Source organism: Kitasatospora sp. NPDC006697 (assembly GCF_042869935.1).
Lineage (GTDB): Bacteria > Actinomycetota > Actinomycetes > Streptomycetales > Streptomycetaceae > Kitasatospora.
In genome coordinates, this window is the sequence record NZ_JBIAGU010000004.1 from 130,469 (window position 1) to 150,303 (window position 19,835).

At 72.3% G+C, this 19,835-nt stretch carries 17 protein-coding genes; all 17 read right to left on the bottom strand.

The window, feature by feature from the left end; all coding sequences use genetic code 11:
• Positions 1–26: 26 nt before the first annotated feature.
• The 17 genes from atpE to argS all read right to left on the bottom strand — a co-directional run bounded on the left by atpE (position 27) and on the right by argS (position 19,816).
• On the bottom strand, positions 27–272 hold the full coding sequence (atpE, locus tag ACFYNO_RS07670; RefSeq protein WP_388006910.1) for an ATP synthase F0 subunit C: 246 nt from the start codon (positions 270–272) through the stop codon (positions 27–29).
• A gap of 83 nt (positions 273–355) precedes the next feature.
• A complete protein-coding gene (atpB, locus tag ACFYNO_RS07675) occupies positions 356–1,168 on the bottom strand; it encodes a F0F1 ATP synthase subunit A (protein ID WP_388006913.1) in 813 nt (270 codons plus the stop codon).
• Between the two features lie 300 nt (positions 1,169–1,468).
• Positions 1,469–1,903 (bottom strand): hypothetical protein, encoded by a 435-nt coding sequence (locus ACFYNO_RS07680; RefSeq protein WP_388006916.1) that lies wholly within the window; start codon positions 1,901–1,903, stop codon positions 1,469–1,471.
• Between the two features lie 342 nt (positions 1,904–2,245).
• A complete protein-coding gene (locus ACFYNO_RS07685) occupies positions 2,246–3,613 on the bottom strand; it encodes an MraY family glycosyltransferase (RefSeq protein WP_388006919.1) in 1,368 nt (455 codons plus the stop codon).
• A gap of 135 nt (positions 3,614–3,748) precedes the next feature.
• Entirely contained in the window at positions 3,749–5,017 is a 1,269-nt protein-coding gene (gene glyA / locus ACFYNO_RS07690; RefSeq protein ID WP_388006922.1) for a serine hydroxymethyltransferase, read from the bottom strand.
• Positions 5,018–5,054: 37 nt separating this feature from the next.
• Positions 5,055–5,717, bottom strand: a complete 663-nt coding sequence (locus tag ACFYNO_RS07695) for a protein-tyrosine-phosphatase (RefSeq protein ID WP_388007547.1) — start codon at positions 5,715–5,717, stop codon at positions 5,055–5,057.
• 41 nt (positions 5,718–5,758) lie between these two features.
• On the bottom strand, positions 5,759–6,406 hold the full coding sequence (locus ACFYNO_RS07700; protein WP_388006925.1) for an L-threonylcarbamoyladenylate synthase: 648 nt from the start codon (positions 6,404–6,406) through the stop codon (positions 5,759–5,761).
• A 46-nt stretch (positions 6,407–6,452) separates the two neighbouring features.
• A complete protein-coding gene (gene prmC / locus ACFYNO_RS07705; protein WP_388006928.1) occupies positions 6,453–7,319 on the bottom strand; it encodes a peptide chain release factor N(5)-glutamine methyltransferase in 867 nt (288 codons plus the stop codon).
• A gap of 19 nt (positions 7,320–7,338) precedes the next feature.
• On the bottom strand, positions 7,339–8,415 hold the full coding sequence (prfA, locus tag ACFYNO_RS07710) for a peptide chain release factor 1 (RefSeq protein WP_388006931.1): 1,077 nt from the start codon (positions 8,413–8,415) through the stop codon (positions 7,339–7,341).
• Positions 8,416–8,539: 124 nt separating this feature from the next.
• Positions 8,540–8,764 (bottom strand): 50S ribosomal protein L31, encoded by a 225-nt coding sequence (rpmE, locus tag ACFYNO_RS07715; protein ID WP_388006934.1) that lies wholly within the window; start codon positions 8,762–8,764, stop codon positions 8,540–8,542.
• Positions 8,765–8,899: 135 nt separating this feature from the next.
• The gene (locus ACFYNO_RS07720; protein ID WP_388006937.1) at positions 8,900–10,051 is read right to left on the bottom strand and encodes an LCP family protein; all 1,152 of its coding nucleotides are present in this window, start codon (positions 10,049–10,051) and stop codon (positions 8,900–8,902) included.
• A gap of 124 nt (positions 10,052–10,175) precedes the next feature.
• Positions 10,176–12,260, bottom strand: coding sequence for a transcription termination factor Rho (gene rho / locus ACFYNO_RS07725; protein ID WP_388006940.1), 2,085 nt, complete (start codon positions 12,258–12,260; stop codon positions 10,176–10,178).
• Positions 12,261–12,861: 601 nt separating this feature from the next.
• Positions 12,862–13,779, bottom strand: coding sequence for a homoserine kinase (gene thrB / locus ACFYNO_RS07730; RefSeq protein WP_388006943.1), 918 nt, complete (start codon positions 13,777–13,779; stop codon positions 12,862–12,864).
• A 397-nt stretch (positions 13,780–14,176) separates the two neighbouring features.
• Positions 14,177–15,268 carry a threonine synthase gene (gene thrC, locus ACFYNO_RS07735; RefSeq protein ID WP_388006946.1) on the bottom strand — a complete coding sequence of 364 codons (1,092 nt, stop codon included), beginning with the start codon at positions 15,266–15,268 and terminating at the stop codon, positions 14,177–14,179.
• A 7-nt stretch (positions 15,269–15,275) separates the two neighbouring features.
• A complete protein-coding gene (locus ACFYNO_RS07740; RefSeq protein ID WP_388006949.1) occupies positions 15,276–16,568 on the bottom strand; it encodes a homoserine dehydrogenase in 1,293 nt (430 codons plus the stop codon).
• A 104-nt stretch (positions 16,569–16,672) separates the two neighbouring features.
• Positions 16,673–18,064 carry a diaminopimelate decarboxylase gene (gene lysA, locus ACFYNO_RS07745; protein ID WP_388006952.1) on the bottom strand — a complete coding sequence of 464 codons (1,392 nt, stop codon included), beginning with the start codon at positions 18,062–18,064 and terminating at the stop codon, positions 16,673–16,675.
• A 90-nt stretch (positions 18,065–18,154) separates the two neighbouring features.
• Entirely contained in the window at positions 18,155–19,816 is a 1,662-nt protein-coding gene (gene argS / locus ACFYNO_RS07750) for an arginine--tRNA ligase (RefSeq protein WP_388006955.1), read from the bottom strand.
• Positions 19,817–19,835 lie beyond the last annotated feature (19 nt).

Consider the following 19,835-nt stretch of genomic DNA (forward strand, 5'->3'; position numbering starts at 1 on the left):
GATGGGTCTACCGACGTGTTTCGGGCTTACTTCGGGCCAGCGCCGAACACGAACGGCATGACGATGCCGATGAGGGCGAGCGCCTCGGTCAGCGCGAAGCCGATGAACATGTTCGAGCGGATGAGGTTGGTGGCCTCGGGCTGGCGGGCCATGGCCTGCACGCCGTTGCCGAAGATCAGACCGACGCCGATGCCGGGGCCGATGGCGGCGAGGCCGTAGCCGATGGACGCGACGGAACCGTAGACACCGGCGGCGGTGGCGATAGCGGACATCTCAGCTAGTCCTTTGCGGGGTAGAGATACCGGTGGTGGTTGGCCACCGGGGGTTCAGGGGAAAGCAGCCGGGGCTGCGGGGATCAGTGCGACTCTTCCAGCGCACCGGCGATGTAGCTGCTGGCCAGGGTCACGAAGATGTAGGCCTGCAGGAACTGCACCAGGAGCTCGAAGGCGGTCAGGCCCAGGGTCACCACGAAGGAGGTGGTGCCGTACAGCGCGCCGATGCTCGGGCTCAGCAGGTACCAGGTCGCGACGGAGAACATCACGATCAGCAGGTGGCCGGCGAACATGTTGGCGAACGCACGGACCGCGAGCGTGAAGGGCCGGACGAAGATGTTCGAGAAGAACTCGATCGGCACCAGGATGAACATGACCCAGCCGGGCACACCGGACGGCCAGCAGAGGTTCTTCAGGCCGCCGACGAAGCCGTGCTTCTTGAAGGTCAGCGTCATGTAGGTGATCCAGCAGCAGATCGCCAGGCCGGCCGGCCAGCCGATGGTCGCCATCACCGGGTACTGGGCGAGCGGGATCACGGACATCATGTTCATGATCCAGATGAAGAAGAACAGCGAGACCATCATGGGCGTGTACTTCTCGCCCTTTTTGCCGATGTTCTCGAAGACGATCGCCCGCTTGACGAAGTCGTAGCCGATCTCGCCGACCAGCTGCATCTTGCCGGGCACGACCTTCGGCTTGGCGAAGGCGGTCCAGAAGAAGACGATCACCAGCAGCGCGCAGATGAACGAGAGCAGCATGGGCTTGTTGAAGCCGAAGCTCCCGATCTTGAAGATCGGGTCGAACTGGAACTCGTTCAGGCCCGGCGCCGGGAAGCCGCAGCCGGAGAACAGGTGGCAGCCCCCGGAGGCAAGCTGCGTGAGCTGGCTAGCACTCACCACGGACTCCTTCGTCGTGACGCATGGTTACGGCAACCTCGGTGTGTCGGCGCGGCGCGAAGCCACGGAGCGGCACTGGAACTAGTTGGGTTTCTCGTGGACCCGGCGCACCGCCACTTCGCGACGGCACGGGATCTGTCAAGACTGCGCGGGTCCGGGGGGCGATCCGTCCGCTTGGTGAGGGCTCACCGGGCGGTGGGACCAGGCCGCTTCCCGTACTCCGTTGTTGCGTCGGACCATAGCAGCCTGTCAGGACCGCATAAACACCGCCCCCCTCGCGAGGGGGACAGCCAGGGCGACTCACGGTTGACGCCCCGGCTTCGCCTGTTCGTCGGGCTTCTGGTCGTTCTCCACGTAGAACTGCTTGGTCTTCAGGTGGGTGCGCACCTGCATGCCGATCCAGATGAAGACGCAGCCCAGCAGGGTGAAGGCGAAGACCTTGGTGTCGAAGAGCGTGGTGTCCTTGAAGACCGCCAGCACGATGCCGACCAGCAGGATCTGGGTCGTGTACACCAGCAGCGCGACAGCCATCATCAGCTGCGGGTTGTTCCTGGTCAGCCGGTCGAGAGCGACCTGGCCGGAGGCGAAGAAGACCATCACCAGCACCGTGGCGAACGCGGCACCGACGGCACCCTTGCCACCCGCCACCGCAGCGGAGATCGCGACGGCGAGGACTCCGGCGACCGCGGTGGGAATTGCGGCGCCACGGATGGTCCGGGCGTCATGGGACGGCATGTCGGCATCTCCGGCGGCATGTCGAGGACGGGGGAGCACGGTGAACGAGCGTAGGGCACCGGTGCGGGGGCACCGGACCGGGTGAGTCGGCCGCGAACCGGCCTTCGCACGGGCCAGGCTCGACGAGTCCGACCCGGTGGGGGACGGAAGTCCTGCACCACTGGGTCTTTCGGCGCTCTCTCGGTACTCGTGAACGGTATCACAAACTATTTGATGAGAGCTTTACCATGAACGTGTGGTACCTGTCACACCAACGGCCCAACCGTGCCGCCGTACGGGTGACGCAATCGGCCCAGGCGAGTTGACGATCCGTCAGGTGCTTCCGGAGGCACGGGCCGCGGGTCAGTTCCGCCGGTGCTCACCCACCGCGTGCGCCCCGGTGCCCATCCGCCCCAGCAGTTCCTGGTCGTGCGCGGAGAGCTCGGCCATCGACCCCGACCCGGTGCGCAGCTGCACGGTCGGCACCTCGACCCCGGCGGCCGGCTCGGCCTCCGCCTTCGCGGTCGCCTCGACGGCGGCCGGGCGGGCCGCCTTGCGGCCCTTGCGGTAGCGCGGCGGCATGACCGCCTGCGCCGCGGCCGGCGCCTTCGGCCGGTACCAGGGCAGCACCAGGACCACCAGGCCGATCAGGCAGAGCCCGGCGCAGGCCAGCACCACGGTCCGGCCGGTGTTGGTGACCGAGATCGCCACCGTGCCGAAGGCGATCAGCGCCGCCCAGAAGTACATGATCAGCACGGCCCGGCCGTGCGAGTGGCCGATCTCCATCAGCCGGTGGTGCAGGTGCCCGCGGTCCGCGGCGAACGGCGAGCGGCCGGCCCAGCTGCGCCGGACCACGGCCAGCACCAGGTCCGCCAGCGGCAGCGCCACCACGGCCAGCGGCAGCAGCAGCGGGATGTAGATCGGCACCAGGATGTGGGTGGTGGCGGTCTGCGAACCGGCCTGCTGGGTGATCAGGTCGGGGTCGACGCGGCCGGTGATCGAGACCGCGGAGACGGCCAGCATCAGGCCCAGCATCATCGAGCCGGAGTCGCCCATGAAGATCCGGGCCGGGTGCAGGTTGTGCGGCAGGAAGCCCAGGCACATGCCGATCAGCAGGGCGCTGAACAGCACCGAGGGCGCCGCGTCGGTGATCTGGTAGACGTACCAGAGCCGGTAGGAGTAGAGGAAGAAGGCGATCGCGGCGATGCAGACCATGCCGCCGGCCAGGCCGTCCAGGCCGTCGATGAAGTTCACCGCGTTGACCATCACCACCACCAGCGCGACGGTGATCACCATGCCCAGGGTGGGGCTGAGCGCCACCGGGCCGACGCCGGGCACCGGCAGCGAGATCACCGTGATGCCCTGGTAGACCATCACACCGGCGGCGATCATCTGGCCGCCGAGCTTCACCAGCGCGTCCACGCCCCACTTGTCGTCCAGCACGCCGAGCACCCACATGATGCCCACGCCGGACAGCAGCGCCTTGATGTCCGAGGCCGAGCCCTCGCTGAACACCGCGCGCAGGTTGTGCAGTTGGGAGGCGACCAGGAGCCCCGCGCAGAGCCCGCCGAACATCGCGATGCCGCCCAGGCGCGGGATCGGCTCGCGGTGCACGTCGCGGGCCCGGATCGGCGGAGCGGCGCCGATCTTGATGGCGAACTTCCGCACCGGGCCGGTCAGCAGGTAGGTGACCGCGGCGGTGCTGAACAAGACGAGCAGGTACTCACGCACCGCCGTACTCCTTCCGCGCGCGCGTCCTGGGGCGTGCGGGGTCAGTGCTGCCCGCACGGGCAAGGGGTTCGAGGTGCGTCGCCACGGGCCCCACCTTATTGAGTCGGACGCACGGGACGCGCATCGCGGTTCGCCCTAGCGGACGGCTTCCGCGCTCCGCCCCCTGGCCAGCTCCCGCACCCGGGCCGCCACCGGACCGGGCTCACCCCCGCTGAGCAGGGCACCGATCAGCGAACCGACCTCGGCGAGCTCGGTCGGACCGAGTCCGATCGCCGCCGCGGTGCCGGTGCCGAGCCGGATCCCGGAGGTCTCCGCGGTGGGCGCCGGGTCGAACGGCAGCGCGCACTTGCCGAGCATCAGGCCGACCGCGGCGCACCGCCGCTCGGCCTGCGCACCGGTCAGGCCGAGCGGTCCGACGTCGGCGGTGACCAGGTGGGTGTCGGTGCCGCCGGTGAGCGGACGGGCGCCGGACTCCCCCAGCCGCTCGGCCAGGACGCGTGCGCCGTCCACCGCGCGCCGGATGTACGCGCCGAACTCCGGCGCGGCCGCCTGCGCGAAGGCGACGGCCTTGGCCGCCACCTCGTTCATCGCCGCGCCGCCCTGGCTGAACGGGAAGACCGCCCGGTCCACCCGCTCGGCCAGCTCCGCGGTGCAGAGCAGCAGCCCGCCGCGCGGCCCCCGCAGCAGCTTGTGGGTGGCGCCGACCACCACGTCGGCGTACGGCACCGGCGAGGGCGCCAGCCCGGCCGCGACCAGACCGGTCACCTGGGCGGCGGTCGCGACCAGAAAGGCGTCCACCTCGTCGGCGATGGCCCGGAACGCGGCCCAGTCGGGGTGCCGCGGGTAGGAGATCGAGCCGGCCACGATCGCCTTCGGCCGGTGCCGCCGGGCGAGTTCGCGGACCTGGTCGAGGTCGATCCGGCCGTCCTCCTCGCGCACCCCGTAGCCGATCACGTCGAACCAGCGGCCGGAGAAGTTGGCCCGGGAGCCGCAGGAGAGGTGGCCGCCGTGCTCCAGCGACATCGCCAGCACGGTGTCGCCGGGCCGCAGCAGCGCCGCGAAGGCGGCCAGCATCGCCGCGGTGCCGGAGCGCGGCTGCACATTGGCGTGCGCGGCGCCGAACAGCGCCCGGGCCCGGGAGACGGCCAGCAGTTCGGTGGCGTCGGCCACGGCGCAGCCGGTGTGGTGGCGGTGGCCCGGGTAGCCCTCGGCGTACTTGTCGACCAGCGGTCCGGCCAGCGCCTCCAGCACCGCCGCGGTCGCCTGGTTCTCCCCCGCCAGCAGTTGCAGTCCCGAGGCCCGGCGCTCGGCCTCCGCCGAGAGCAGGTCGGCCAGCTCCGGATCGGCGGTGCGCAGCGCCTGGCCGGGCTCCCAGGAGGTCCGCGCGGCATCGGTGACGGTCATGGCGGCACTCCGGGGCTTCTCGGCGGTGGAGCCCAGCCTAGGACCGTGCGGGGTGGCTGTCCTGGGGACGGAGCCCGGGTACGCCCGTCAGGGCGGTCATCACCGGGTCGAGGGCGTCGAATATCTCCTCGCCGCAGTGCCGGAACATGCCGATCGGCGAGCCGTAGGGGTCGTTCACCTCGTCGCCGCCGGGATCCGTGGTGGGCCGCCAGCCGCGCAGCGCGGCGGCCGCCCGGACCAGCGCCCGGGCCCGCTCGGTCACCTCCGCGCCCTGCCCGACGGCCGGCAGGGTGGCCGGGTCTATCAGCCGCACCAGCCGGGTGAACTCCTTCAGCGTGAAGGTGCGCAGGCCCGCGGCGTGGCCCATGGAGATCACCTGGGCCCGGTGGTCCAGGGTGGCGGTGAGCACCAGGTCGGCCTCCACCACGTGCTCGTCCAGCAGCTCCCGGCCGGCGAAGTTGCCGCTGTCCACCCCGTACTCGTCCAGCACGGTGGCGGCGTGCGCCTCCATCGGGGCGCCCTCGTGGCCCCAGGTGCCGGCGCTCTCCACCGTGATCCGGCCGGCCGCCCGCAGGTCGAGCCGGGTGTCCAGCTCGTGCCGGGTCAGCCGCTCGGCGATCGGCGAGCGGCAGACGTTCCCGGTGCAGACGAAGAGGATCTTGAAGTTGTCGGCCGGGCGCGGCGGCAGCGCCCGGCGCACGGCCGGGTGCGCCGGCGCCGGGCCGGGGCGGAGCGAGGTCCTCAACTGCCGGCCTCCAGGTCGGGGACGACCTCCCTCAGCTGCTCCAGGCTGACCGCACCCGCGCGCAGCAGCACCGGGGTCCGGCCGGTGACGTCGACGATCGAGGAGGCCTGGCCGTGCTCGGTCTTGCCGCCGTCCAGGTAGATCGCCACCGAGTCGCCCAGCTGGTACTCGGCGTCCTCGCAGTCGGCCGGCGCCGGCTGGCCGCTCTTGTTGGCGCTGGAGACGGCCAGCGGGCCGGTGGTGTTGAGCAGCTCGATGGCGACCGGGTGCAGCGGCATCCGGACCGCGACGGTGCCCCGGGTCTCGCCCAGGTCCCAGCGCAGCGAGGGCTGGTGGCGGGCCACCAGGGTCAGGCCGCCCGGCCAGAAGGCGTCGACCAGCTCCCAGGCCTTCTCGGAGAAGTCGGTGACCAGGCCGTGCAGCGTGGTCGGCGAGCCGACCAGCACCGGGGAGGGCATGTGCCGGCCGCGGCCCTTGGCGGCGAACAGCCCGGCCACCGCCTCGGCGCTGAAGGCGTCGGCGGCGATCCCGTAGACCGTGTCGGTCGGGAGCACCACGACCTCGCCGCGGCGGATCGCCGAAGCGGCCTCGCGCAGGCCGGTCGCCCGGTCGCCGGCGTCGGAGCAGTCGTAGCGGCGGCTCATCGGTGCACTCTCCTCAGGATCAGGACGTTCGAAGCAGTCACGGCGGTCACAGCGAAGTCTTGCGGGCCGTCGTGAAGCGCGGCCGCCCGTTGAGGTCCCGGTGGTCGGCCGTGTCCGTCCAGCCGCCCTCCTCGTTGAAGATCCACGGCACCTGCCCGCCCTGGGTGTCCGCGTGCTCGATCACCACCGCGCCGCCGGGCCGCAGCAGCCGGGCGGCCACCCGCTCGATGCCGCGGATGGTGTCCAGCCCGTCCTCGCCGGAGAAGAGCGACATCTGCGGGTCGTGGTCGCGGGCCTCCGGCGCCACGTACTCCCACTCGGTGAGCGGGATGTACGGCGGGTTGCTGATCACCAGGTCGAACCGGCCGTCCCAGGAGTGGTCGTCCGCGAAGGCCCGGGTGGCGTCGCCGGCGTGCAGGGTGACCCGGTCCCGGTCGGAGCTGGCCGCGATGTTGCGCCGGGTGTACTGCAGCGCCCCCTCGTCCAGCTCGAAGGCGTGCACGGTGGAGCGCGGCAGCTCCTGGGCCAGGGCCAGCGCGATGGCGCCCGAGCCCGAGCAGAGGTCCACCACCAGCGGCTCGGCCACGTCCATCTCGCGGACCGCCTCTATCGCCCACTCCACCACGGTCTCGGTCTCCGGCCGGGGCACGAAGACCCCGGGGCCGACCTCCAGCTCCAGGTAGCGGAAGAACGCCCGACCGGTGATGTGCTGCAGCGGTTCGCGGGCCTCCCGGCGGGAGACCGCCTCCCAGTACCGCGCGTCGAAATCGGCGTCCTGCACGGTGTGCAGCTGGCTGCGCTTGACGTGGTGGATGTGCGCCGCCAGCTCCTCCGCGTCGAAGCGCGGCGACGGCACTCCGGCCGCAGCCAACCGCTGGGTGGCCTGGGCCACCTCGGCGAGCAGCAGGTTCATCCGACCCGACCCCTCAGTCTCAGTTCTCCTGCGCGGCGGCCAGCTTGGCCTCCGCGTCGGCGTCCACCGCCGACTGGATGACCGCGTTCAGCTCGCCGTCCAGCACCTGGTCCAGGTTGTAGGCCTTGAACCCGGTGCGGTGGTCCGAGATGCGGTTCTCCGGGTAGTTGTAGGTCCGGATGCGCTCCGAGCGGTCCACGGTGCGGACCTGGCTGCGCCGGGCGTCCGAGGCCTCCTGCTCGGCTGCCTCCTGCGCGGCGGCCAGCAGCCGCGACCGCAGGATGCGCATCGCCTGCTCCTTGTTCTGCAGCTGGCTCTTCTCGTTCTGGCAGGACGCCACGATACCGGTCGGCAGGTGGGTGATCCGGACCGCGGAGTCGGTGGTGTTGACCGACTGGCCGCCCGGCCCGGAGGAGCGGTAGACGTCGATCCGCAGGTCGTTCGCGTTGACCTCGACCTCGACCTCCTCGGCCTCCGGGGTGACCAGCACGCCCGCCGCCGAGGTGTGGATCCGGCCCTGCGACTCGGTGGCCGGCACCCGCTGCACCCGGTGCACGCCGCCCTCGTACTTCAGCTTGGCCCAGACGCCCTGGCCGGGCTCGATCGCGCCGCGGCTCTTCACCGCCACCGAGACGTCCTTGTAGCCGCCGAGGTCGGACTCGTTGGAGTCGATCAGCTCGGTCTTCCAGCCCACCCGCTCGGCGAACCGCAGGTACATCCGGAGCAGGTCGCCGGCGAACAGCGCGGACTCCTCGCCGCCCTCGCCCGCCTTGATCTCCAGGATGACGTCCTTGTCGTCGCTCGGGTCGCGCGGCACCAGCAGCAGCCGCAGCTCCTCGGTCAGCTCGCCCTGGCGGCGCTCGGCGGCCTTCGCCTCGGCGATGAAGTCCGAGTCCTCGGCGGCCAGCTCGCGCGCCGCCTCGATGTCCTCGCCGGCCTCCCGCCAGGCCCGGTAGACCCGGCAGATCGGGGTCAGCTCCGCGTAGCGCTTGGCCAGCGTGCGGGCGACGCCCTGGTCCGCGTGCACGGCGGGGTCGGCCAGCCGCTCTTCGAGGGCGGCGTGCTCGACGAGGAGCTCTTCGACTGCCTCGAACATCTCGGTGGACCTGCTTTCCCGGGGGGACCGGATAGGAGAGCGGGGGTGGGGACAGACGCGAACGGCGCCGGTCCGCGGCGTCCCCGTGCAGACGGGGACGCCGCGGACCGGCGCCGCGGGAGCGCTAGGCCTTCGTCGCGCTGTGCTGCTTGCCGAAGCGGGCCTCGAAGCGGGCCACGCGGCCACCGGTGTCGAGGATCTTCTGCTTGCCGGTGTAGAACGGGTGGCACTGCGAGCACACCTCGGCGCGGATCACGCCGGAGGTCTCGGTGGAGCGAGTGGTGAACTCGGCGCCACAGGTGCAGGTGACGTGGGTGACCACGTACTCGGGGTGGACGTCGCTCTTCAAGGGATCTCCTAGGTTCGGGAGGGCGCCGGGTCGGCGGTCGGGAGGACCGCACGTGAACCGGGACCGACGGACCAGTCTGCCAGCACTGGCCGCTTCTTCCCAAACCGGCCGGGCATGCCGGATATTCCGGACCGGTCACCGGCTCCCGGCGGCGCCCGGCGAGGCCGGCGCCGAGGCGGCGGCGGAGGCTCCGTCGGAGGCCGCCGGGGCGGCCGGGTTGGCCGGCTGGCTGCCGACGACCGCCGCCGGGGCGGGCTGGTCGGCCCGCAGCGCGTCCCAGAGCTGCCCGGCCTCCGGGGCCTTGGGCACCACCCGGTTCGGGTCGCTGGGCGCGGCCGCCACCGGCAGCGTCACCATGGTCAGCTGGTCGGTCCCTATCCCCTTCAGCTCCTCGCCCAGCCCGGTCAGCGCGGAGACCGAGGCCAGCGCGGAGTCGGTGGTGAGCGAGCTGGTCAGGGTGGAGGCCACCGAGTAGAGCCTGGCCGGGTTGGTGAACAGCCCGACCGAGGAGACCTGGTTGATGAGCGACTTCACCATCTGCTTCTGCAGCTCGATCCGGCCCAGGTCGCTGCCGTCGCCGACGCCGTGCCGGGTGCGCACGAAGGCCAGCGCCTGGTTGCCGTCGAGGTGGTTGGTGCCGGCCGGCAGGTTCAGCCCGCTGTCCTTGTCGTGGATGTTCACCGAGGTGGTCACGGTGGCGCCGCCGATGGCGTTGACGAAGCCCGCGAACCCGGCGAAGTCGATCTCCACGTAGTGGTTCATCCGCATCCCGGTCAGCTGCTCGGTGGTCTTCACCGCGCAGGCCGCGCCGCCGACCTCGAAGGCGCTGTTGTACATCGCGCTCTTCGCGGCCGGCACGGTGCTGCCGTCAGGGGCGGTGCAGGCCGGGCGGGCCACCAGGGTGTCGCGCGGGATGGAGACCACGGTGGCGGTCCGGTGGTCCTGGGCGACGTGCACCACCATCGCGGTGTCCGAGCGGGCGGTGTTGCCGGTGTCGCCGCCGGCCAGGCTGCTGTTGGCGCCGGAGCGCGAGTCGGAGCCGAGCACCAGCACGTTGAAGGAGCCGTCGGTGGGCGCGGAGGGCCGGGCGGTGCCGAGCTGCGCGTCGATGTCGACGCTCTTGATGTTGGCGTTCAACCGCCAGTACAGGTAGCCCGCGGTGCCCGCGCCGGCCAGCACCAGGCCGGCCAGGGCGAAGGCGCCGATCCGCAGCGCCTTGGCCCGGGGGCTGCGCACCTTGCGGTGCCGGCCGGGCTCCTGGGTCTCGTCCTGCTGCGATTCGGGCATGTTTTGAGGATATGCGACCGTATGTCCGGTTGGCGTAACGGAGACCGGGAGCGGAAACGCCGCGGGGCCGCGGCCCGCCTCCGGAGGGAGGACGGGCCGCGGCCCCGCGCTGTGCGACGGCCGGTCAGTCGCCGGAGCCCGGCGTGGTCTTGGCGATCTGCATCAGGAACTCGGCGTTCGACTTGGTCTGCTTCATCTTGTCCAGCAGCAGCTCGATCGCCTGCTGGGAGTCGAGCGCGTGCAGGACCCGGCGCAGCTTCCAGGTGATCGCCAGCTCCTCGCTGCCGAGCAGGATCTCCTCCTTGCGGGTGCTGGAGGCGTCCACGTCGACGGCCGGGAAGATGCGCTTGTCCGCCAGCTTGCGGTCCAGGCGCAGCTCCATGTTGCCGGTGCCCTTGAACTCCTCGAAGACCACCTCGTCGGCCCGGGAGCCGGTCTCCACCAGGGCGGTGGCGAGGATGGTCAGCGAGCCGCCGTTCTCGATGTTGCGCGCGGCGCCGAAGAACTTCTTCGGCGGGTAGAGCGCGGTCGAGTCGACACCGCCGGAGAGGATGCGGCCGGAGGCGGGCGCGGCCAGGTTGTAGGCACGGCCCAGGCGGGTGATCGAGTCCAGCAGGATCACCACGTCGTGGCCCAGCTCGACCAGGCGCTTGGCCCGCTCGATCGCCAGCTCCGCGACGGTGGTGTGGTCCTCGGCCGGGCGGTCGAAGGTCGAGGAGATGACCTCGCCCTTGACCGACCGCTGCATGTCGGTGACCTCTTCCGGACGCTCGTCGACCAGGACGACCATCAGGTGGCACTCGGGGTTGTTGCGGGTGATCGCGTTGGCGATCGCCTGCATGATCATCGTCTTGCCGGTCTTCGGCGGGGCGACGATCAGACCGCGCTGGCCCTTGCCGATCGGCGACACCAGGTCGATGATCCGGGTGGTCAGCACGCCCGGGTCGGTCTCCAGGCGCAGCCGCTCCTGCGGGTAGAGCGGGGTCAGCTTGCCGAACTCGGGGCGGTTGCGGCCGCTCTCCGGGTCCATGCCGTTGACCGAGTCCAGCCGCACCATGGCGTTGAACTTCTCGCGGCGCTCGCCGTCACGCGGCTGGCGCACCGCGCCGGTGATCGCGTCGCCCTTGCGCAGGCCGTTCTTGCGGACCTGGGCGAGCGAGACGTAGACGTCGTTCTGGCCGGGCAGGTAGCCGGAGGTCCGGACGAACGCGTAGTTGTCCAGGATGTCCAGGATGCCCGCGACCGGGATCAGCACGTCGTCGTCGCCGACCTGCGGCTCCGCCACGCTGCCCTCGAAGCCGTCGCGGCGGCCGCGGCGGTTGCGGTCGCGGTAGCGGCCGCGGCGGCCGCGCCGGCCGTCGCCGAACTCGTCGTCGTCGTAGCCGCCCTGCTGGGCGGCGGCGGGCTGGGCGGCCGGCTGCTGGGCGGGCTGCTGCTGGGCGCCCTGCTCGCCGCGGCGGTTGTCGGTGCGCTCGGTGCGCTCGGTCCGCTCGGTGCGGTCGGGACGGTCGGTCCGCTCCCGGCGGTTGCGGCGCTCGCGGCGGGACTCGCGGCCCTCGCCGTCGCCCTCGGCGGTCTCGGTGCGCTCCGCGCGGTCGCGCCGGTCACGGCGGTCGCGGCGGCCCTCGCGCTGGTCGTCGCGGGCCTGGCCCTCGGCGGCGCGGTCGGCCTTCGGCTCGGCGGCCGGGGCCTCGGCGGTCTCCGCGGCGGCGGGCGCCTCGGCGGCGGCCGCGACCGCGGTCGGGGCGCCGGCGGCGGAGGTGGCGCGGCGGCGGCTGCGCTCGGCCCGGGCGGGGGCGGCGGCCTCGGGGGCGGCCTGGCCCGGGATCTCGATCTGGGTCTGCGCCGGGGCCTCGGCGGGCTCGGCGGCGGCGGCCGCGGCGGCACGGGTCCGGCGCGGCGCCTTCTCGGCTGCCGGGGCGGTCTCCTTGGCGGCGGCGCGGGCGGGCGCCGTCGCGGCCGGGGCGGAGGCGAGCAGCGGGTCGCCGCCGCTCTTCTCCTTGATCGCCTCGATCAGCTGGCTCTTGCGCAACCGCCCGGTCCCGCTGATGCCGAGCGTCGAGGCGAGCTTCTGCAGCTCGGCCAGGACCAGACCGTCAAGGCCTGCGGCAGCGGTACGGCGGCGCTTGGCCGGCGCCGCGGGGGCGGCGGGCGCGTCCGTCGCGTCGGCGTCCGGGCGCGCGCCCATCAGATCGGTGGTGTCGCTCACTAAGGGTCCTTCCCTGGAGCGGACGTCGGCCTGTCTGGCTCGGCGACCGGTTGTGCTGTCTGACCTGCGCTCTGCGGTGCGCAGGTCCGATGCGGTGGGTCCGCCATCGGGTGGCGGGAGAGGTGCGAAGTGCGGTGCACGGGGCACCGTGGAGCTTCAAGAACGCACGGCGGGCGATCTCATGCCGACCGCGCTGCTTGCGAAACCCGGGCCCCCGTCGCGTGCCGCTCCCCCGTGATCCCGTGCGGTCGGCGCGGGGCCGACTGCGGCGGGTCCGGATCGGGATGCGGCGCGGCTTCGGGACGCGGCCCAGGTCGCGCAGGCAGGCTGCGTACGCGCTGGGGCGGGCTCCCGGAGAATCGTGGTCCCCGAACGTGCCTCGGGCCCGTGGAATCGGGTCCTGGGGAGGGGGACGCGGTGCACCGGGCCCCGCGGGGCGCCTGATGCAGACATGAGGTTAACACTACCGACCCCCTCACACATTCCCCAGCCTCGTGCTTGCCAATCGTGTCCGTCCGTCGCCGCCCGGCCGCGCATTGGGCGCACGGCCGTGCGGACGTCCGACCGCACCGGCTGCGCGGTCGGATCCGGTCGGGAACGGTCAACCGTCCAACGGCCGGACGCCCGCTCCGTCACGGTCCAGCCGCAGCCGGTGGGCGGCGAACCGCTCGCCCGCGAACTGCGACAGCTTGTCGGCGCCCGCCTCGTCGGTGAGGGCGAGCACGGTGGGACCGGCGCCGGAGATCACCGCGGGCACGCCCTCGGAGCGCAGCGCGGCCACCAGGGCGGCGCTGTCGGGCATCGCGGAGGCCCGGTAGTCCTGGTGCAGCCGGTCCTCGGTGGCGGTGAGCAGCAGCTCGGGGCGCCTGGTCAGCGCCTCCACGAGCAGCGCGGAGCGGCCCGCGTTGGCCGCCGCGTCGGCCAGCGGCACGGTCTTCGGCAGCAGGCCGCGGGCGGTCTCGGTGAGCACCTCGGTGGCGGGCACGAAGACCACCGGGACCACCCCGTCGGACGGGTCCAGGCGGACCGCCTTGGCCGACTCCTCGTCGGTCCAGGCGATGGTGAAACCGCCCATCAGGCAGGCTGCGACGTTGTCGGGGTGGCCCTCCAGCTCGGAGGCGAGGGCCAGCAGCGCGGTGTCGTCCAGCGCGGCCGGGCCGCCGATGGTGACGGCGCGGGCGGCGACGATGCCGGCGCAGATCGCGGCCGAGGAGGAGCCCAGGCCGCGGCCGTGCGGTATCCGGTTGGCGCAGACCACTTCGAGGCCGCGGGGCTGGCCGCCGAGCCGGTCGAAGGCGGCCCGCATCGAGCGGACCACCAGGTGGCGCTCGTCCCGGGCCACCGTGTCGGCGCCCTCGCCGGCGATGTCGACCGAGAGCCCGGAGTCGGCGACCCGGACCACGATGTCGTCGTAGAGGCCCAGGGCGAGCCCGAAGGAGTCGAACCCGGGGCCCAGGTTGGCGCTGGTCGCGGGGACCCGCACCCGGACGGCGGCGGCACGGAACGCGGGACCGGCCATGCGGTGGACTCTCCTGGAGAACTGGGGCAGGCCCGTCGTCGGGGGCCGGCGGTGCGGTGTTTCGGCGGCGGGGGCGAGGGGGTGTCGAGCCACTGAGAGCCGGTCAGTCGCCGAACTGCTCTTGGCATGTGCCACGCCGCCAGGGCTCAGCGTATCGAAGAGAGGTTCCAGAGCGGTACACCCCACTCTCCTCCGATCCGCCGTGTTGCAGGTTATGGCCGGAATTCGTGCCGGATCCGCACCCGTTGGGACAGCGCGGTGAACCGGGCCGAAACCTCCGGGTCAGGAAGCGGCACGCTTGGGACAGGCATGCCTGGATCAACGAAAGCGACACCGAGGCGTTACCCCGGATCGCCGGGACAACACCTCGGTGTGACGCTCGTTCAGCCGCGGCGGGTCAGCCGAGCAGGCCCAGCCGCTCGGCGGCGGCCGCGGCCGAGATCGGGACCACCTGCGGCTGCGGCGCGCCGGCCACCGCCCAGTCCGGGTCCTTCAGGCCGTTGCCGGTGACGGTGCAGACGATCCGCTGGCCCGGGTCGACCAGGCCGGCCTCCGCCTTGGCCAGCAGGCCGGCCACGCTGGCGGCCGAGGCGGGCTCCACGAAGACCCCCTCCTTCGCGGCCAACAGGCGGTAGGCTGCCAGGATCTGACGGTCGGTCACCTTGTCGATGAGGCCGCCGGACTCGTCCCGGGCGGCCTCCGCGTAGGCCCAGGAGGCGGGGTTGCCGATCCGGATCGCGGTGGCGATGGTCTGCGGCTTCAGCACCGGGGCGCCGTCCACGATCGGGGCCGAGCCGGAGGCCTGGAAGCCCCACATCCGCGGGGTGCGGGCGGCCAGCCCGTCCTTGGCGTACTCGGTGTAGCCCTTCCAGTAGGCGGTGATGTTGCCCGCGTTGCCCACCGGCAGCACGTGGATGTCGGGGGCGTCGCCCAGCATGTCCACGATCTCGAAGGCGGCGGTCTTCTGGCCCTCGATCCGCACCGGGTTGACCGAGTTGACCAGGGCCACCGGGTAGTTCTCGGACAGTTCGCGGGCCAGCGTCAGGCAGTCGTCGAAGTTCCCGTCCACCTGGAGGATCTTCGAGCCGTGCACCAGCGCCTGGCCCATCTTGCCGAGCGCGATCTTGCCCTGCGGCACCAGCACCGCGCAGACCATCCCGGCCCGCACCGCGTAGGCGGCGGCCGAGGCGGAGGTGTTGCCGGTGGAGGCGCAGATCACCGCCTGGGCGCCGTCCTCCTTGGCCTTGGAGATCGCCATGGTCATGCCCCGGTCCTTGAAGGAGCCGGTCGGGTTGGCGCCCTCGACCTTGAGGTAGACCTCGCAGCCGGTGCGCTCGGAGAGCAGCTGGGCCGGGACCAGCGGTGTGCCGCCCTCCAGCAGGGTGACCACTGGCGTGGCTTCGGTCACCGGGAGGCGGTCGCGGTACTCCTCGATGAGCCCGCGCCACTGGTGGGTGTGCCCGCTGACCCGGTCGATCACGGCGTTCATGGTCGTCTCATTCCCCTTCAACCCGCATGATGCTGGCCACATCCCGCACGCTGTCCAGCGCGCGGAGCTTGTCCACCGTGGCCGAGAGGGCGGCGTCGGTGGCGCGGTGGGTGACCACGACGAGCGAGGCGTCGCCGTCGCGGCCCTGCTGGCGCACGGTGTCGATGGACACCCCGTGGTCGGCGAAGACCGAGGCCACCTGAGCCAGCACACCCGCGCGGTCGTCCACGTCCAGGCTGACGTGGTAGCGGGTGATGACCTCGTCCATCGGCTTGGCCGGCAGCTGGGTGTAGACCGAGTGGCCCGGGCCGGTGGCCCCGCCCAGCTTGTTGCGGCAGACGGCGACCAGGTCGCCGAGGACCGCCGAGGCGGTCGGGGCGCCGCCGGCGCCCGGCCCGTAGAACATCAGCCGGCCGGCCGCCTCGGCCTCCACGAAGACCGCGTTGTAGGCCTCCCGGACGCTGGCCAGCGGGTGGCTGAGCGGGATCATCGCCGGATGCACCCGGGCGGTGACCGACTCGCCGTCGGCGGCCCGCTCGCAGATCGCCAGCAGCTTGACCACGCAGCCCATCTGCTTGGCCGAGGCGATGTCGGCCGCGGTCACCTCGGTGATGCCCTCGCGGTAGACGTCCGCGGCGGTGACCTGGGTGTGGAAGGCGATGCCGGCCAGGATCGCGGCCTTGGCGGCGGCGTCGAAGCCCTCGACGTCGGCGGTCGGGTCGGCCTCGGCGTAACCCAGCGCGGTGGCCTCCTCCAGCGCCTCCGAGTAGCCGGCGCCGGTGGAGTCCATCTTGTCCATGATGAAGTTGGTGGTGCCGTTGACGATGCCCAGCACCCGGTTCACCCGGTCGCCGGCCAGCGACTCGCGCAGCGGGCGGATCAGCGGGATCGCGCCGGCCACCGCGGCCTCGTAGTAGAGGTCCACCCCGGCCGCGGCGGCCGCCCGGTGGAGTTCGGCACCGTCCTTGGCGAGCAGCGCCTTGTTCGCGCTGACCACCGAGGCGCCCTGTCCGAAGGCCGAGAGGATCAGGTGTTTGGACGGCTCGATGCCGCCCACCACCTCGATCACCACGTCGATGTCGCCCCGGTTGACCAGGGCCTCGGCGTCGGTGGTGAGCAGGTGCTCGGGCACCCCGGGGCGCGGGCGGCCGGCCCGGCGGACCGCGATCCCGGCCAGCTCGACCGGCGCGCCGATGCGCGCGGCGAGGTCGGCGGCGTCCGTCGTCATGATGCGCGCCACCTCGGTGCCCACCACACCACAGCCCAGCAGCGCCACCTTCAGCGGCCGCGTACGCATCATCCGACTCCGCTCATTCCGTTCGTGCATTCTCGGTCTTGGGGTCAAGTCTCGGGGACGACTGGTAAAGATCTATGGGCATTCCAGGATCTGAGACAGGATTTTCGTCATCCGATATCGAGTCGCAGGAGATCCTCCTCCGTCTCGCGCCGGACGATGACCCGGGCGGACCCGTCGGCCACCGCCAGCACCGGCGGACGGAGCGCGTGGTTGTAGTTGCTCGCCATCGAGCGGCAGTAGGCGCCGGTGGCGGGCACCGCGATCAGGTCGCCGGGCGCCAGGTCGGCCGGCAGGAAGGCGTCCTTGACGACGATGTCGCCCGACTCGCAGTGCTTGCCCACCACCCGGACCAGCACCGGCTCGGCGGTACTGGTCCGGGAGGCCAGCGCGACGGAGTACTCGGCGTCGTAGAGCGCGGTGCGGATGTTGTCGGACATCCCGCCGTCCACGCTGACGTAGCTGCGCAGGCCGGCCAGCGGCTTGACGGTGCCGACCCGGTAGAGCGTGCAGGTGGTCGGGCCGGCGATGGCCCGGCCCGGCTCCACGCTCAGCCGGGGCACCGCCAGGCCGGCCGCCGCGCACTCCCGGCGGACGATCTCGGTGAGCGCCGCGGCGATCTCGGCGGGCTCGCGCGGGTCGTCCTCGCTGGTGTAGGCGATGCCCAGGCCGCCGCCCAGGTCGATCTCCGGCAGTTGCACCCCGTGCTCGTCGCGGACCTCGGCGAGCAGGCCGACCACCCGGCGGGCGGCCACCTCGAAGCCGGCCGTGTCGAAGATCTGCGAGCCGATGTGCGAGTGCAGGCCGCGCAGCTCCAGGCTCTCCTCGGCCAGCACCCGGCGGACCGCCTCGGCGGCGGCCCCGCCGGCCAGCGAGAGGCCGAACTTCTGGTCCTCGTGCGCGGTGGCGATGAACTCGTGGGTGTGCGCCTCGACGCCGACCGTGATCCGGATCAGCACCGGCTGCCGGACGCCCTGGGCGCGGGCCGCTGCGGCCAGCCGCTCGATCTCCTGGAAGGAGTCCAGCACGATGTGGCCGACCCCGGCCTTGACCGCCTGCTCCAGCTCCTCGGCGGACTTGTTGTTGCCGTGCAGGGCCAGCCGCTCCGGCGGCATCCCGCCGGCCAGCGCGACGGCCAGCTCGCCCGCGCTGCAGACGTCCAGGTTCAGCCCCTCCTCGTGCAGCCAGCGCACCACCGCCTTGGAGAGGAAGGCCTTGCCCGCGTAGTAGACGTCCGCCGCCGTGCCGAAGGCCTCCCGCCAGGCGCGGGCCCGGGCCCGGAAGTCCGCCTCGTCCAGCAGGTAGGCGGGGGTGCCGAACTCGGCGGCCAGCTCGGTGACCGGCACGCCGCCGATGGTCAGCACGCCGGCCGCGTCCCGGGCCGCGGTGCGCGACCAGACCTTGGGGTCCAGCGCGTTGAGGTCGGCCGGGGGCGCCGTGTAGTGGCCCTCGGGCAGCACGTCGCCGTGCCGGGGTCCGGCCGGGTGGGCGGAGCGGCTCATCTGTCTTCCTCCTGCTGTGCGCAGGGGCGGTGACGGTCCTGGTGGACCGTCACCGCCCCCGTTGGCAAACGGATGCAGCCTGCTGCTGCGTTACATCCGCTCGGGGGCGCTGACGCCCAGGAGCGTGAGGCCGTTGGCGAGCACCGTGCGCGTCGCCTCGACCAGCCAGAGGCGGGCCTTGTGGGTGTCCGTCAGCTCCTCGTCGCCCTTGGGCAGGAACTGGCAGTTCTCGTAGAGCCGGTGGTACTTGCCGGCCAGGTCCTCCAGGTAGCGGGCCACCCGGTGCGGCTCGCGCAGCTCCCCGGCGGTCGCCACGATCCGGGGGAACTCGCCGAGCGCGCCGAGCAGGTCGTTCTCCCACTCGGTGGCGAGCAGCTCGGGCTTGAACTCGTCGGCGGCGCCCTTGTCCACGCCCAGCTCGGCGGCCTTGCGGGCGACGCCGCACATCCGGGTGTGCGCGTACTGGACGTAGTAGACCGGGTTCTCGTTGGTCTGGCTGGTCAGCACGTTGATGTCGAGCGTGATGGTGGAGTCGGTGGAGGAGCGGCTGAGGGTGTAGCGCGCGGCGTCCACGCCGATCCAGTCGACCACGTCGTCGATGGTGATGATGTTGCCGGCCCGCTTGGACATCCGGACCTCCTCACCATCGCGCAGCATCTTGACGAACTGGCCGATCTTGACCTCGATGTTGCGGTCCATGTCGTCGCCCGCGCAGGCCGCGATGGCCTTGAGGCGGTTGACGTAGCCGTGGTGGTCGGCGCCCAGCATGTAGACGCTGACCTCGGCGCCGCGGTCGCGCTTGGAGAGGTAGTAGGCGGCGTCGGCGGCGAAGTAGGTGGTCTCGCCGTCGGCCTTGATCAGGACCCGGTCCTTGTCGTCGCCGAAGTCGGTGGTGCGCAGCCAGATCGCGCCGTCCTGGTCGAAGACGTGGCCCTGCTCGCGCAGCCGCTCGATCGCCTTGGTCACGGCGCCGGAGTCGTGCAGGGTCTGCTCGGAGAACCAGGTGTCGAAGTGGGTGCCGAACTCGTCCATCGAGCGCTGGATCTCGGCCACCATCAGCCGCAGCCCGTGGGTGCGGAAGGCCTGCAGCTGCTCCTCCTCGGGCAGCTCCAGGATGCCGGGCACGCCGTCGGTGATCGCCTTGGCGATGTCGGCGATGTACTCGCCGACGTAGCCGTCGGCCGGCACCGGCTCGCCGTTGGCGGCGGCCTTGAGCGAGGCGGCGAACTTGGAGATCTGCACGCCGGCGTCGTTGAGGTAGTACTCGGTGGAGACCTCGGCGCCGGTGGCCTTGAGGATCCGGGCCAGCGAGTCGCCGACGGCGGCCCAGCGGACGCCGCCGATGTGGATCGGGCCGGTCGGGTTGGCGGAGACGAACTCCAGGTTGATCCGCAGGCCCTTGAGCGCCTCGTTGCGGCCGTACTCGGCGCCCGCCTCGACGATGGCGCGGGCCAGCTCGCCCTGGGTGGCGGCGTCCAGCGTGATGTTGAGGAAGCCCGGGCCGGCGATGTCCACCTTGGCCACCCCGGGCAGCTCGCGCAGGCGGCCGGCCACCAGCTCGGCGACCGCGCGCGGCGGCTTGCCGGCCGGCTTGGCCAGCTGGAGCGCCACGTTGGTGGCGTAGTCGCCGTGGTCGCGGTTCTTGGGTCGCTCGACCGTCACCGACTCGGGAACGTCGACGGACAGCTCGCCCGCCTCGACGGCGGCGCGCACGGCGACCTGGACTGCCTGGGAGAGCTCTGCGGGTGTCACGGGCCCAAGCCTAGGCGAG